13 protein-coding genes and 1 pseudogene are annotated in these 12,048 nt (G+C 72.5%); 3 read left to right on the top strand and 11 right to left on the bottom strand.

Annotated elements, in window-relative coordinates:
* Positions 1–13: 13 nt before the first annotated feature.
* From SM447_RS11090 to SM447_RS11050, 9 genes and pseudogenes are all read right to left on the bottom strand, one after another.
* The gene (locus tag SM447_RS11090) at positions 14–115 is read right to left on the bottom strand and encodes a 30S ribosomal protein bS22 (protein WP_007465623.1); all 102 of its coding nucleotides are present in this window, start codon (positions 113–115) and stop codon (positions 14–16) included.
* Positions 116–336: 221 nt separating this feature from the next.
* Positions 337–546, bottom strand: a complete 210-nt coding sequence (locus SM447_RS11085) for a helix-turn-helix domain-containing protein (RefSeq protein WP_007465625.1) — start codon at positions 544–546, stop codon at positions 337–339.
* 226 nt (positions 547–772) lie between these two features.
* Entirely contained in the window at positions 773–1,957 is a 1,185-nt protein-coding gene (locus SM447_RS11080; protein ID WP_474572660.1) for an ABC transporter permease, read from the bottom strand.
* Positions 1,911–2,706: pseudogene (locus tag SM447_RS11075) on the bottom strand (ABC transporter ATP-binding protein); the annotation flags it as partial. The pseudogene SM447_RS11075 and the gene SM447_RS11080, both read right to left, overlap by 47 nt.
* Positions 2,703–4,091, bottom strand: a complete 1,389-nt coding sequence (locus SM447_RS11070) for an efflux RND transporter periplasmic adaptor subunit (protein WP_474572659.1) — start codon at positions 4,089–4,091, stop codon at positions 2,703–2,705. The gene SM447_RS11070 and the pseudogene SM447_RS11075, both read right to left, overlap by 4 nt.
* Positions 4,092–4,135: 44 nt before the next feature.
* Positions 4,136–5,617 (bottom strand): hypothetical protein, encoded by a 1,482-nt coding sequence (locus SM447_RS11065; RefSeq protein ID WP_474572658.1) that lies wholly within the window; start codon positions 5,615–5,617, stop codon positions 4,136–4,138.
* Positions 5,618–5,671: 54 nt separating this feature from the next.
* The gene (locus tag SM447_RS11060; protein ID WP_474572657.1) at positions 5,672–6,259 is read right to left on the bottom strand and encodes a TetR/AcrR family transcriptional regulator; all 588 of its coding nucleotides are present in this window, start codon (positions 6,257–6,259) and stop codon (positions 5,672–5,674) included.
* Positions 6,252–7,052, bottom strand: coding sequence for an alpha/beta fold hydrolase (locus SM447_RS11055; protein WP_474572656.1), 801 nt, complete (start codon positions 7,050–7,052; stop codon positions 6,252–6,254). The genes SM447_RS11060 and SM447_RS11055 overlap by 8 nt, the downstream gene beginning before the upstream one ends.
* Before the next feature lie 92 nt (positions 7,053–7,144).
* Entirely contained in the window at positions 7,145–8,065 is a 921-nt protein-coding gene (locus tag SM447_RS11050) for a proline dehydrogenase family protein (protein WP_474572655.1), read from the bottom strand.
* A gap of 68 nt (positions 8,066–8,133) precedes the next feature.
* Here SM447_RS11050 and SM447_RS11045 point away from each other — a divergent pair, with 68 nt between their 5' ends.
* From SM447_RS11045 to SM447_RS11035, 3 genes are read left to right on the top strand one after another with little or no spacing between them, the layout of a single operon-like run.
* On the top strand, positions 8,134–8,442 hold the full coding sequence (locus tag SM447_RS11045; protein ID WP_474572654.1) for a hypothetical protein: 309 nt from the start codon (positions 8,134–8,136) through the stop codon (positions 8,440–8,442).
* A 2-nt stretch (positions 8,443–8,444) separates the two neighbouring features.
* Entirely contained in the window at positions 8,445–9,611 is a 1,167-nt protein-coding gene (locus tag SM447_RS11040; RefSeq protein ID WP_474572818.1) for a glutathionylspermidine synthase family protein, read from the top strand.
* An 18-nt stretch (positions 9,612–9,629) separates the two neighbouring features.
* Positions 9,630–10,187, top strand: a complete 558-nt coding sequence (locus SM447_RS11035; RefSeq protein WP_474572653.1) for a CGNR zinc finger domain-containing protein — start codon at positions 9,630–9,632, stop codon at positions 10,185–10,187.
* A gap of 31 nt (positions 10,188–10,218) precedes the next feature.
* Here SM447_RS11035 and SM447_RS11030 read toward each other — a convergent pair whose 3' ends face one another.
* Positions 10,219–11,025: a sugar phosphate isomerase/epimerase family protein gene (locus SM447_RS11030; RefSeq protein ID WP_474572652.1), complete on the bottom strand. Its 807-nt coding sequence runs from the start codon at positions 11,023–11,025 to the stop codon at positions 10,219–10,221.
* A gap of 75 nt (positions 11,026–11,100) precedes the next feature.
* Complete coding sequence (locus tag SM447_RS11025) at positions 11,101–12,045, bottom strand: Ppx/GppA phosphatase family protein (protein ID WP_474572651.1); 945 nt, start codon at positions 12,043–12,045, stop codon at positions 11,101–11,103.
* Positions 12,046–12,048 lie beyond the last annotated feature (3 nt).

The raw sequence follows: 12,048 nt of genomic DNA, 5'->3' as shown, positions 1-12,048 counted from the left end.
GGCCCGGCACCGGTCACTTGCCGAGACGGCGACGCTGGACGCGGGTCTTGCGCAGCAGCTTGCGGTGCTTCTTCTTAGCCATGCGCTTGCGGCGCTTCTTGACCACCGAGCCCATACGACAGCCTTTCGATGCAACGTGCGGCGCGACCGGGAGGACACCACGGAGCCGTGGCGTCGACGACCGCTTGCGGACAGGGATCGGACCGGCGGGATGGGCGGCGGAGCGCACCAGCGGTCACGATCGGAGTCCAGCGTAGCGGGGATGCGTCAGCAGGACCAACGCGCCCCCGCTCGATGCCCGTTCCACCGGGCCCACACGCCCGGCCCGCACCAGGGTCAGGCGGTCTCCTGGAAGGCCCCGCGCAGGTACTCGTGTACCGCGTGTTCGGGAACCCGGAACGACCTGCCCACCCGCACGGCGGTCAGCTCACCGCTGTGCACGAGGCGGTAGACCGTCATCTTCGACACCCGCATGACCGTCGCCACCTCGGCGACGGTCAGGAACTTGACCTCCGACAGCCGACCGTCGGACTGCGACCCGGCCATGGCTCACCCGACCCATCCCATGCCCGGCGCGTGCCGCCACACGGGTCCTCCCGCGCGGCCGGCGACGCGCGTGTTACCAGTACGGTAGCGGGGCGGCTGTGACCGGCGCGATCCCTTCCTGCAACTGATCATGGAACGGATCCGGTCCGGCGGCGAAAAACCCCTGGTCGGGTGCCGTAGCCGGGATTTCGGCAACGATCAACCTCGGCCGCAGGTATCGGAGAGATCACTCAGCGCGCAGGGCCACCACCGGGTCGAGCCGGCCGGCCCGCTGGGCGGGTACCACCCCGAAGACGATCCCGACCGCCGCCGAGACGCCGAACGCCAGTGCCAGCGACCACCAGGTCACCGCCGCCGGGATGGGTGAGATGGCGGCCACCAGCAGCGCTCCGCCCACGCCGAGAGCCATCCCGGTGAGCCCACCGACCGAGGTCAGCAGCACCGCCTCCAACAGGAACTGCACCCCGATGTCCCGGGGTCGCGCGCCGACCGCCTTGCGCAGACCGATCTCCCGGGTCCGTTCCCGAACCGAGACGAGCATGATGTTGGAGACGCCGACGCCACCGACGAGCAGCGAGATGCCCGCGATGGCGGCCAGCACACCGGTCAGGATGCCGAGGATGTCACCCAGCACACCGAGGATCTGCTCCTGCGTGACGGCGCTGAACTCGGTACCCGGGTGCCGACCGTTCAGCTCGGTCACGATCCGCTCGCCCAGCTCGTCGATCCGCTCCCGGTCCGGGGCCTTCACGGCGATGGCGTCGACCCGCTGGGTGCCGTAGAGCCGCTGGGCGGCGGTCACCGGCACGTGCACCTCGTCGTCCCGGTCGACACCGAGGCTCTGCCCGAGCGGGACGAAGACGCCGATCACCCGGAAGCGGACGCCGGCCACGTTCACCTGCTGGCCGACCGCCTCCCGGTCGGGAAAGAGGGAGCGGGCGACCGAGTCGCCGAGCACCGCGACCCGCCGGCCGGTGTCCACGTCGGAACGGGTCAGGTAACGCCCCCGGGCCAGTTCCCGGGCGAAGACGGTGGGGGTTGTCTCCAGCACCCCCTGCACGGTGGTGAAGTCCTCCCGGGCGCCGGCCCGCACGGTGGCCCCGGAGGCCACCGTCACCGCCACCCGGTTCGGGTCACCGACCACCCGGCCGACGGCCTCCACGTCCTGCAGGGTGAGCGGGGAGAGCGCCGGGGCGCTACCCACGTCGAGACGTCCCGGTACGACCAGCAGCAGGTTGGAACCGAGCCCTTCGACCTGCTGCTCCACCCGTTGCTTGGTGCCGGTGCCGATGGCCACCAGCAGCACCACGGAGGCCACCCCGATGACCACCCCGAGCATGGTCAGCGCGCTGCGCATCCGGTTCGCGCGCAGCGCGTCCCACGCCACCCGCCACGCCTCGGCCAGCCTCACGCGCCGGCTCCGCGGTCCGTCGGGGCGCCGCCGGCCAACTCGGCCGCAGCGCCGGGCCGGGCGGCGCTGTCGGCGACGACCACACCGTCCCGCATCGTGATGCGTCGCCGGGCCCGCGCCGCCACTTCCGCGTCGTGGGTGACCATCACCAGCGCCACCCCGGACTCGGCATTGAGCCGTTCCAACAACTCCAGCACTGCGGCGCCGGTGGTGCTGTCCAGGTTGCCGGTCGGCTCGTCGGCCAGCAGCACGGTCGGGTCCGTGACCAGGGCCCGAGCGATGGCCACCCGCTGCTGTTCGCCGCCGGAGAGCTGGTTGGGCCGGTGGTGCAGCCGGTGCCCCAGGCCGACCCGCCCGAGCATCGCCGCGGCGCGCTCACGCCGCTGGCGCGCGCCGACGCCCCGGTACACCAGCGGCAGCGCCACGTTGTCCACGGCGGAGGTACGCGGCAGCAGATGAAAGGCCTGGAACACGAAGCCGATGGTCTCGTTGCGCAACCGGGCCAGCTCCGGCGCGGAGAGGGCGCTCACCTCCCGGCCGCCGATCACCAATCTTCCGCCGGTGGGCCGGTCCAGCCCGCCGAGCAGATGCATGAGGGTGGACTTGCCGGACCCGGACGGCCCGATCAGCGCCACGTAGTCGCCGGACCCGACGGTCACCGACACCCCCCGCAGGGCGGGCACGGAGACCCCGTCCAGTTGGTACGTCCGGGACACGTCGAACGCCTCGATCGCCGGCTCCCGGCTCACCCGACCTCCTGGCCCTCGCGGACCTGGTCGGTACCCCGGATCACGATTCGGTCGCCGGCCTGCACCCCGTCGACGATCTGCACCAGGTCCTGACCCTGCACGCCGACGGTCACCACTGCCCGGTCGGCCCGGCCGTCGCGGACCAGCCAGACCGTGTCGCGACCGTCCATCGAGAAGATCGCCGATGCGGGCACGGTCACCGCGTCCGCCTCCTCCCGGACCCGCAGCCGCAGCACCGCGTTCATCCCGGGGCGTGGGGTGGGTGCCGGCTCGGCCTCACCGTAGCGGCCGGCGCCGAGGGCGAGCCGGACCCGGTAACTCACGCCGCCCCGCGCCGACGTGCTCGGCAGTACGTCGATCGAGCGGACCGTCGCCTCGTAGCTGGCGCCGGTGACGGCGTCCAGCTCGACGGTGCCGGTGAGTCCGGGCCGGACCAGCAGCACGTCCGTCTCGTCGACCTCGGCGAGCAGGCCCAACTCGCGGGTGTCCACCACCGTCAGCACCGGGGTACCGGCGGTGACCCGACCACCGACCGGAATCGCGGTGTCCACACCCGGCGGGGGTCCGGCCGGTGTGCCCAGTGCCTCCGGGCCGATCCCGGTCGGCATCCCGCCCGACTCCAGCAGCCCGGCGAGCGCACCCGCCGAGCCACCGCCGGTGCTGGTGCCGCCCGGTTGCACGACCCCGGCGATCGGAGCGCGCAGGGTCAACGCGTCGACGGTCGCCTTGGCCAGGTCGTACGCCTGCTGCGCCTGGAGTCGCTGGGCGGTGGCGAGCGCGCCGACGGCGGAGTTCAGGTTGCGGACGCCGCGCTGCACCTCCCGTACCGCCCGGTCGGCGGCCCGGGCTGCCGAGTCGTACTGTCGCTGTGCGGCCTCCACCTGGGTGAGCAGGGCCTTCCGCAGTTCCGGATCACTGATCTTCGCCGCCGCGGCACGGGCGGCGGCGTGCGCCTCACCAGCGGCGCGGTCGGTGCCGCGCAGGGAGCCGGCGAGGTCCCCGCCGCCGCCACCGCCTCCGGCCCGCTTCGCGGCGTTCAGCGCGGCACGAGCCTGGCGGAGCCGTTCCCGGGCCGACGGTGAGTTGATCACGGCGAGCACCTGACCCCGCTTGACCCGCTGGCCCGGCTCGACGCGGAGGCGGGCCAGGGTGCCGTCCGCCGGGGCGGTCAGGGTGGCTGCGGCCCGGGCGACAACCGTGGCGGGGGCGTCGATCTCCTCGGCCACGGGGGCCCGCGCCGCCGAGGCGAGCGCGATCGACGGTTCGTCGCCGCCGCAGGAGGCGGCGGTGGTGAGAGTCAGGACGGTGACGGCGAGCAGGGCGGTGAGCAGGCGGAGCCGCGTGGCTGGCAGCCGCGGCGAGTCGGAGCGGCGCACGGGACACATGCTACGAGCCCCCGTCGATGTAGGCGGCACCGCGCCCGCCCCGGTCAGCGCACGGCCGCGCGGATGTACGCGACACACTCCTTGTGCAGGCTCGTCCAGTCCTCGTCGAAGATCTCCTCGGCGGTCTGTCGCGGGATCCGGCGGTCGTGCAGCACGACCTTGGCGAAGGCGAGCAGCCGCTCCTCCCCGAACCGGTCGAGGAAGTAGCGGGCGGCCAGGTACGCGATGCCGTAGCTGCCGGTCACGGCCCGGTCCGAGCTGTCGTCGTCGGGGGCGATGGTGTCGAGCTTGCCGTCCCAGTCACCCCTGACCAGCCGGCGGGTGTCGGCCAACCCGTCGTACCGGGCGATCGGCTGGCCGTCGGTCGCCGCGAGTTCCGCCAGCCCTTCGACCAGCCACCAGGTCGAGTCGTCCGAGTAGTCCCGCTTCTCCGGCAGCGTGGCGGCGTGCGCCAACTCGTGCCGGAGCACCTCGTCGAGACCGGGACCGTAGTCGAAGCTGTCGGGCCCGAGCACGATCTCGTAGTGACCGCCGCCGACATTGATCGCGTAGCCGGCGCTCCACTCCGGATGGTCGCCGCCGTACCAGCGTTTCCATTCCTTCGGGCCCGCGTAGAAGATCCGGTAACGGTCGGGCGTCTGGCCGGCCACCGCGTAACCGTCGGCCACCTTCGCCGCCGCCTCGGCCCGCTTCAACAGGCCCGGCAGCCGGTGGCGGTGCGCCGGTGCGGTGGCCACGATCGTGCGCTTACCCACCTTCGAGACCAGCTCGGTCACCTCCCAGGGGAGGCTGCCGGGCTGACCGTTGGCCCGGTCGCCGACCGTCGGCGCGGTCTTCGACCTGCCGAACGCGAGCAGTCGCGGCTCGGCACCGTCGCGCCACCGGGTCTGGACGATCAGCGGGCTGGGACGGCAGTCCGGCACCACGAAGCAGTACTGGAACTCGACCGCGAGTCGCCACTCCCCGGCCTTGCCGGCTGTCGTGGGCAGGCCACTTGGGCGGGCCGTCCAGTGCTTCACCCGCAGCGCCCGCAGCGCGGTGAAGCGCTGGCGCAGGTCACTCCGGGCGGCGGGAGCCGCGATTCCCAGGAACCCGGACCGGTCACCGCTGAGCAACGCGGCGGACTGCTTGTCCAACTGCCCCGCGATCCGTTCGGCGACCTGCCTGGCGGCGACCGTGGTCGGGTTCTCCGTCGGCGAGGCGGCCGCCGCCGGCTCCCCTACCGGGCCGTCGGTGAGCCCTCCGGACAACAGCACCACCGGAATGCTCCCGGCCAGCACCAGCACGACCGTGACGACGGCTGCCCACAGTGGCCACCGCCGACGTCGGCGACGTGCGGGAACCGGGCCGGCGTCGGCTGTTGCCGGCCCGGGCGCCGCCGGCGTCGTGGCGCTGAACGTCGGGTCGGTCGCCGGCACGCCGGCCGGCGTCGCGTCGGCGGATGTCGTGTCGGCCGGCATCGCCTCGACCGGCGTCGCGTCGGCGGGTGTCGGATGGTCGTCGGCCGAAGGGCCCCCGTGATTCACCGGCGAAGGGTAAGGCCTGCGGTGGTGCCGGCGAAAGAGCGATGGGCCGCCCGGTCAGGTGGCGTCCGACTCCCCCGACACCGGCCAGGATCGGAACGCGACGTCCAGCGCGGCGACCATCCGGTCGAAGGAACGATCGACCTCGCGGGGCAGCCCGAAGCCACCGGCCGCCTCCAGCGAGACGAAGCCGTGCACGGCCGCCCGGAACATCCGGACCCCGTCCACCGCGCTGTCACCGTCGATGCCGTACCCCCGAAGGATGGCGTAGACGACTCCGACCGCGCGCTCCCCGGCGGTCAGGTGTGCCGGGTCGGTCGGATCCGGTACCCGCTGGGTGGCGGGATAGCGGCCCGGATGCCGGCGGGCGTACGAACGGTAGGCCACGGCGACGGCCCGCAGCGCCTCGTCGCCGCTACGACCGGCGGCGGCCGTGCTCATCTCGTCGGCGATCTCGGCGGTGGCCAGCGCGGAGAGTCGCTGGGCGAGCGCCTCGGCGCCCTTGACGTGCTTGTAGAGGCTGGGCAGCGCCACGCCGAGCCGGTTCGCCAGCGCGGCGAGGGTGAGCCGGTCGTACCCGACCTCGTCGGCGAGCCGGGCCGCCTCCCGCACCACGACCTCCGGGTTGAGCCCGGCTCTAGGCACGGTTGGCCGCCGCCAGGAAGCCGACCAGCTCGCTCGCCGTCGCCTCGGGGCGGTCGGCGTGCGGGTAGTGACCGGCGTCGGTGACCATTCGGGCCTCGGCGACCTCGAAGAGTCGCCGGGCGGCCCGGGCCTCGGCGCCCGGGTCGGGGAAGTCGGGGTCCTTCGTGCCCATCAGCACCAGCACCGGCTGGCGCACCTGCGGGGCACGGGCGGTCCAGTGCGGCTGGACCGGGTGGATCACGCCCCGCAGGGGCGCCATCCGGCCGGGGCGGCGCAGCGCGACCACCAGTTGCCGGCGGTACTCGGCGTCGTCGGCCGGTCGGTGCACCGGGAAGAGCGTGCGGTGGAACATCCCGAACAGCCGCGGACTGCGCAGCACCACGAACAGAGCCAGCCGCATGAAGGGGTTGAGCTTCAACTGCCCCACGAACGCGCCGACCAGCACGATGCCGTTGACCAGGTCGGGCGCGTCGGTGGCGGCGAAGACCACGGCGGCGGCACTCGACGAGTTGCCGACCAGGACGGCGGGGCCGCCACCGAGGTCACGGACGACCGCGAGCAGGTCGCCGCCCACCTCCACCGGCGCGTACGACGACCAGCCGGTGCTGGAGTCCCCGTGGCCGCGCACGTCGACCGAGGCCACCCGGTAGCCCGCCGCGACCAGCAGTGGGATCAGATGCCGGTAGGAGCGGCGGTTCTCCCCCATGCCGTGCGAGAGCACCACCAACGGCCCCTGCCCGTGCACCTCGTACGCGATCCGGCCGCCGTCCCGCTCCACAAAGCTAACTGTCATAGCCAAAAGGCTAATGGCATTAGCTTTGCTCGTCAAGGGCATGGTGACGTACCGCCGACCGGGGACGGTCGGCGGTACGAAGGCAGGCGGGGCTACTTCCTGGAGGCGAGCGCGCGGGCGAAGAAGGCCAGGTTCGCGGGGCGCTCGGCGAGACGGCGCATCAGGTAGCCGTACCAGTCGTCGCCGTAGGGCACGTAGGTGCGGACCGTGTAGCCCTCGCCGACCAGCCGGGCCTGCTCCTCCGGGCGGATGCCGTAGAGCATCTGGAACTCGAAGCGGTCGGGGTCACGGTCGAACCAGCGCGCCCGGTCCTCGCCGATCGCGATCAGGCGCGGGTCGTGGGTGGCCAGCATCGGATAGCCGTCGCCCGACATCAGGATGTTGAGGCACCGGACGTACGACTTGTCGACCTCGCGGGCCGACTGGTAGGCCACCGACTCCGGCTCCCGGTACGCGCCCTTGCACAGCCGCACCCGTGACCCGGCCGACGCCAGCTCGCGGCAGTCGGACTCGGTACGCCGCAGGTACGCCTGGAGCACCGCCCCGGTCGACGGATGGTCCTTGCGGAGCTTGGCCAGGATGTCCAGGGTCGAGTCGGTGGTGGTGTGGTCCTCCATGTCGAGAGTGACCGTGGTACCTGCCGCCTCCGCGGCGGCGCAGATCGCCCGGGCGTTCTCGTAGGCGAGTTGCTCGTCGAACGCCTGACCGAGCGCGGAGAGCTTCACGCTCACCTCGGCGGCGGGCGTGAGCTTCGCCTCGGCGAGCATCCGCAGCAGCGTGAGGTACTCGTCCCGGATGGCGTTGGCCTGTTCGCCGGTGACGGTGTCCTCGCCGAGGTTGTCGAGGCTGACTGCGAGACCGTCGTCGACGAGTTCGCGGGTCGCGCGCAACGCGTCGTCGGTCTTGGCGCCGGCGACGAACCGGCGCACGACGTCCCGGGAGAACGGGGCCGTCGCGACGAGCCGCTCGACCCGGGATGACCGGGAGGCGGCGAGGATGACGGAACGGAGCATGAGCCGAGCGTAACGCCCACCCGACCGCCAGGTGCGGTCCCCGTCGGCCCGGGGCCGGGGCGGACGGAATGGCGTTCATCGGTTACAACCATGACGTGGAACAACGCCCCCGCCGCCGGCTCCGGTCGGCCTCCGTGCAGCTCGGCGCGCTCACCGCCCTGGCCCTCGCCCTCTCCGGCTGCAACATGACCTCCGACGACGACGATGACGACTGCGCCCTCGGTCCGACCGGGGGTGGCGAGACGGTGGCCCTGGCGATGCGGGTCCCGACACCCGAGGCGGAGACCAGCGGCACCCGTGGCGCACCCGAGCCCGTCGGGGCGACCGTGCCCGACCGGGGCGGCTTCGGTACCCACCTCGCTGCCTGCGGCGGTTGACCGTGCGCCGCGAGCGGGTACCCCCGCGTGCCGACTGGGACACGACCGTCCGCCAGCAGGGCCTGGTCTACGTCGACACGGAACTGCCCGACGGTGGGGTCATGTCGTACTGGGACGAGACCGCGGCGTACGTCTTCGAACTGGACGAGGTGCTGCGCCTGGAGGAGGCCACCGAGGAGCTGCACCGGATGTCGGTGGCCGCCGCCGAGCACGTGGTCACGCGTAACCGGTACGCCGAGTTCGGCATCCCCGGCTGGGCGGCCGAGGCGGTCGCCAGGTCGTTGCGGGAGTCGCCACCCACCCTCTACGGCCGTTTCGATCTCTGGTACGACGGCAGCTGGCCGCCCAAGCTGCTGGAGTACAACGCGGACACCCCTACCGCGCTGGTCGAGGCGGGCATCATCCAGTGGTACTGGCTGGAGCACACCCGGCCGGAGCTGGACCAGTGGAACAGCCTGCACGAACGGCTGGTCGCGACCTGGGCGAAGATCGGCGCCGGGCTGCACGACCGACGGGTGCACGTGGTCTGGTCCCGCGAGGAGGAGAGCGGCGAGGACCAGATGACCGCCGGTTACCTCGCCGAGACCGCCCGCCAGGCCGGGTTGGACGTCGAGCTGCTGCCGATCCAGGACCTCGGTTGGGACGGCCGGCGTTTCGTCGACACCGACGACCGTCCGGTCACCACCTGTTTCAAGCTCTACCCGTGGGAGTGGATGCTGGCCGAGCCGTACGGCCCGTTGGCGCTGGCGCCGGGCACGCCGACCACCTGGATCGAGCCGGCCTGGAAGCTGCTGCTGTCCAACAAGGCGCTGCTGGCCGTGCTCTGGGAGTTGTACCCGGGTCACGAGCTGCTGCTGCCGGCGTACCTGGACGCACCGCGCGGGATGCCCGAATACGTCGCCAAGCCGCTGCTCGGTCGGGAGGGGGCCGCGGTGCGCATCGTCACCCCCGGCGGGGAGATCAGCAACCCGGGCGACTACGGCGACGAGGGCTTCTGCTACCAGGAGTTCCGGGCGCTGCCGGAGTTCGCCGGAAGCCGGATGGTGCTGGGCAGTTGGATCGTCGACGGCGAATCGGCGGGTGCCGGGCTACGGGAGAGCGCCAGTCTCATCACGGACGGATACGCACGGTTCCTGCCGCACTACATCGACGCGCCGCGCCCGGGATGAGTCGTCTACCGTTGGGGCGTGGACTTCGACGCGTACGCCCGGACCGGGGTTGACCTCGTCAACGCACGACTGGACGACCTCGACGATCTGCGCGCCCTCTTCTGCGACGACCAGGAGTGGATGCGCGACGAGGTCGCGGAACGGGATCTACCGACCTTCCGGCGCGCACAGAAGCGACTGCGCGACGTCTTCGAGTACGGCACCACGGGGCGGGACGCCCAGGCGGTGAACGAACTGAACGCCCTGCTGGAGACGTTCCCGGTGCAACCACGCATCTCGGGACACGACTCGAACGACTGGCACATGCACGTGACCAGCCGGGGCGCCTCGGTCAGTTCGGAGTACCTCGCCGGCGCGGTGTGGGGCCTGTCTGTCTGGCTGTGCGAGTACGGCAGCGCCCGCTTCGGTGTCTGCGCCGACGACCGCTGCGGCAACGTCTACCTGGACACCTCGTCGAACTGCTGCCGGCGGTTCTGCTCGGAGCGCTGTGCCACCCGGTCGCACGTGGCGGCCCACCGGGCCCGCAAACGGGCGGCCGTGCCCAGCCAGCCCGACCCGCTGACACCGGTTTCCTGACCCCTCCGGCCTCGGACGGCGGCGGTGGCGGTCAGGCGTCGACCGGCGACGGAGTGTTCAGATGCTGGCGGGCGAAGGCCAGCGCCTCGCGAAGATCCGCCTCGCGGACCTGCCGGCTCTTCGCGCCCCGGGTGGTCACCTCCACCGCCACCGAGCCGGTGAAGCCCCGCCCGGCCAACGAGCGCAGCAACTCCGCGCAGGGCTGGTTGCCGCGCCCCGGCACCAGGTGCTCGTCGCGGCCCTCCCCGGTGCCGTCACCCAGATGCACGTGCGCCAGGCCGTCGCCCATCCGGTCGGCCATCGCCAGCGCGTCGGTGTGCGAGGCCGCGCAGTGCGACAGGTCGAGCGTGTAGGAGGCGTAGCCGGCCTCGGTGGGGTCCCAGCCGGGCACGTACGGGACGAACTGACGACCGGCCATCCGCACCGGGTACATGTTCTCCACCGCGAACCGCAGGCCGCCGAACTCCCCGGCGACCCGGTCGAGCCCCTCGGCGAAGGTGCGCGCGTACTCCCGTTGCCAGGTGAACGGTGGATGCACGACCACGGTCGGCGCTTCCAGCGTCTCAGCCAGCACCGCCGCCCGACGGAGTCGCTCCCACGGATCGGCGCTCCACACCCGCTGCGTCACCAACAGGCAGGGGGCGTGCACGGAGAGTACCGGGACTCCGTAATGGTCGGCCAGTCCCCGCAGCGCGCCCGCGTCCTGGCTGACGGCGTCGGTCCACACCATCACCTCAAGGCCGTCGTAGCCGAGTGTCGCGGCCAGCTGAAACGCCGCCGCGGTCCGCTCAGGGAAGACCGAGGAACTGGACAGGAGCACCGGGACGCGGGAAGTCACACCACCGAGGGTAGCCGCCGCGCGTTGAGACACCATGACGAGAGTGCGCAAACCGGACAGCGACGACGACGGGGATCACACCGGAGCCAGTCGGTCCATCCGGCCGAGGATCACGCCCTCCCGCAGCGCCCACGGGCAGACGTCCAGGGAGTCCACCCCGAGTCGGCGCATCACCGACTCGGCGACCACGGCGCCGGCCAGTAGCTGGTGGGCCCGGCCCGCGCTGACCCCCTCCAACTCGACCAGCTGCGCGGGCGGGATGTGTCGGATGAAGCCGAGTACCTGTCGCAACCCCGACCGGGTGAGTTTGCGCCGGGCCCAGAGCCCGGCACCGCTGGGGGCCGCACCGGCGAGGCGGGCCAGCGTACGGAAGGTCTTGGAGGTTGCCACCGGCCGTTCCCAGCCCACCTCGATCATCCGCTCGACCACCGGATCGAGTTGAGCCTCGACGTACTGCCGCAAGTCCTCAACCGTCTCCGGCGCGGGCGGTACGACGCTCTCCGGATCGACGCCGAGCCGGTCCCGGGTCAGCCGACCGGCCCCCAGGGGCAGCGACACCGCGACGTCCGGGTCCTCGTCGATGCCGGCCGCGATCTCCAGCGAGCCGCCACCGATGTCCAGCACCAGCAGCCGCCCGGCGGACCAACCGAACCACCGCCGCACCGCGAGGAACGTCATCCGCGCCTCGTCGGCACCGGAGAGCACCTCCAGTCGTACGCCGGTGGAGTTCCGCACCCGGGCCAGCACCTCGGCGGCGTTCGTCGCGTCGCGCACCGCGGAGGTGGCGAAGGCGATCAGTTCGTCGACCGCCAGTCCGGCCGCCGCCGTACGCGCCGCGTCCACGGCCGTGACCAGGGCGTCCGCGCCTGCCTCGCGGAGGGCACCGTCCGGGCCGATCTGCTCGGCGAGGCGGAGCACGGTCTTCTCCGAGTGCGCCGGCCACGGATGCGCGCCGCGGTGGGCGTCGACCACCAGCAGATGCACCGTGTTCGAACCAACGTCGAGGACACCCAGTCGCATGGG

The organism is Micromonospora aridisoli, from assembly GCF_056150025.1.
This window is presented reverse-complemented; position numbering and strand designations above follow the sequence as displayed.

Coding starts and splice junctions, on each gene's coding strand:
- SM447_RS11070 (WP_474572659.1), bottom strand. CDS start 4,091: ATGTGTCCCGTGCGCCGCTCCGACTCGCCGCGGCTGCCAGCCACGCGG.
- SM447_RS11025 (WP_474572651.1), bottom strand. CDS start 12,045: ATGCGACTGGGTGTCCTCGACGTTGGTTCGAACACGGTGCATCTGCTG.
- SM447_RS11085 (WP_007465625.1), bottom strand. CDS start 546: ATGGCCGGGTCGCAGTCCGACGGTCGGCTGTCGGAGGTCAAGTTCCTG.
- SM447_RS11050 (WP_474572655.1), bottom strand. CDS start 8,065: ATGCTCCGTTCCGTCATCCTCGCCGCCTCCCGGTCATCCCGGGTCGAG.
- SM447_RS11090 (WP_007465623.1), bottom strand. CDS start 115: ATGGGCTCGGTGGTCAAGAAGCGCCGCAAGCGCATGGCTAAGAAGAAG.
- SM447_RS11055 (WP_474572656.1), bottom strand. CDS start 7,052: ATGACAGTTAGCTTTGTGGAGCGGGACGGCGGCCGGATCGCGTACGAG.
- SM447_RS11045 (WP_474572654.1), top strand. CDS start 8,134: ATGGCGTTCATCGGTTACAACCATGACGTGGAACAACGCCCCCGCCGC.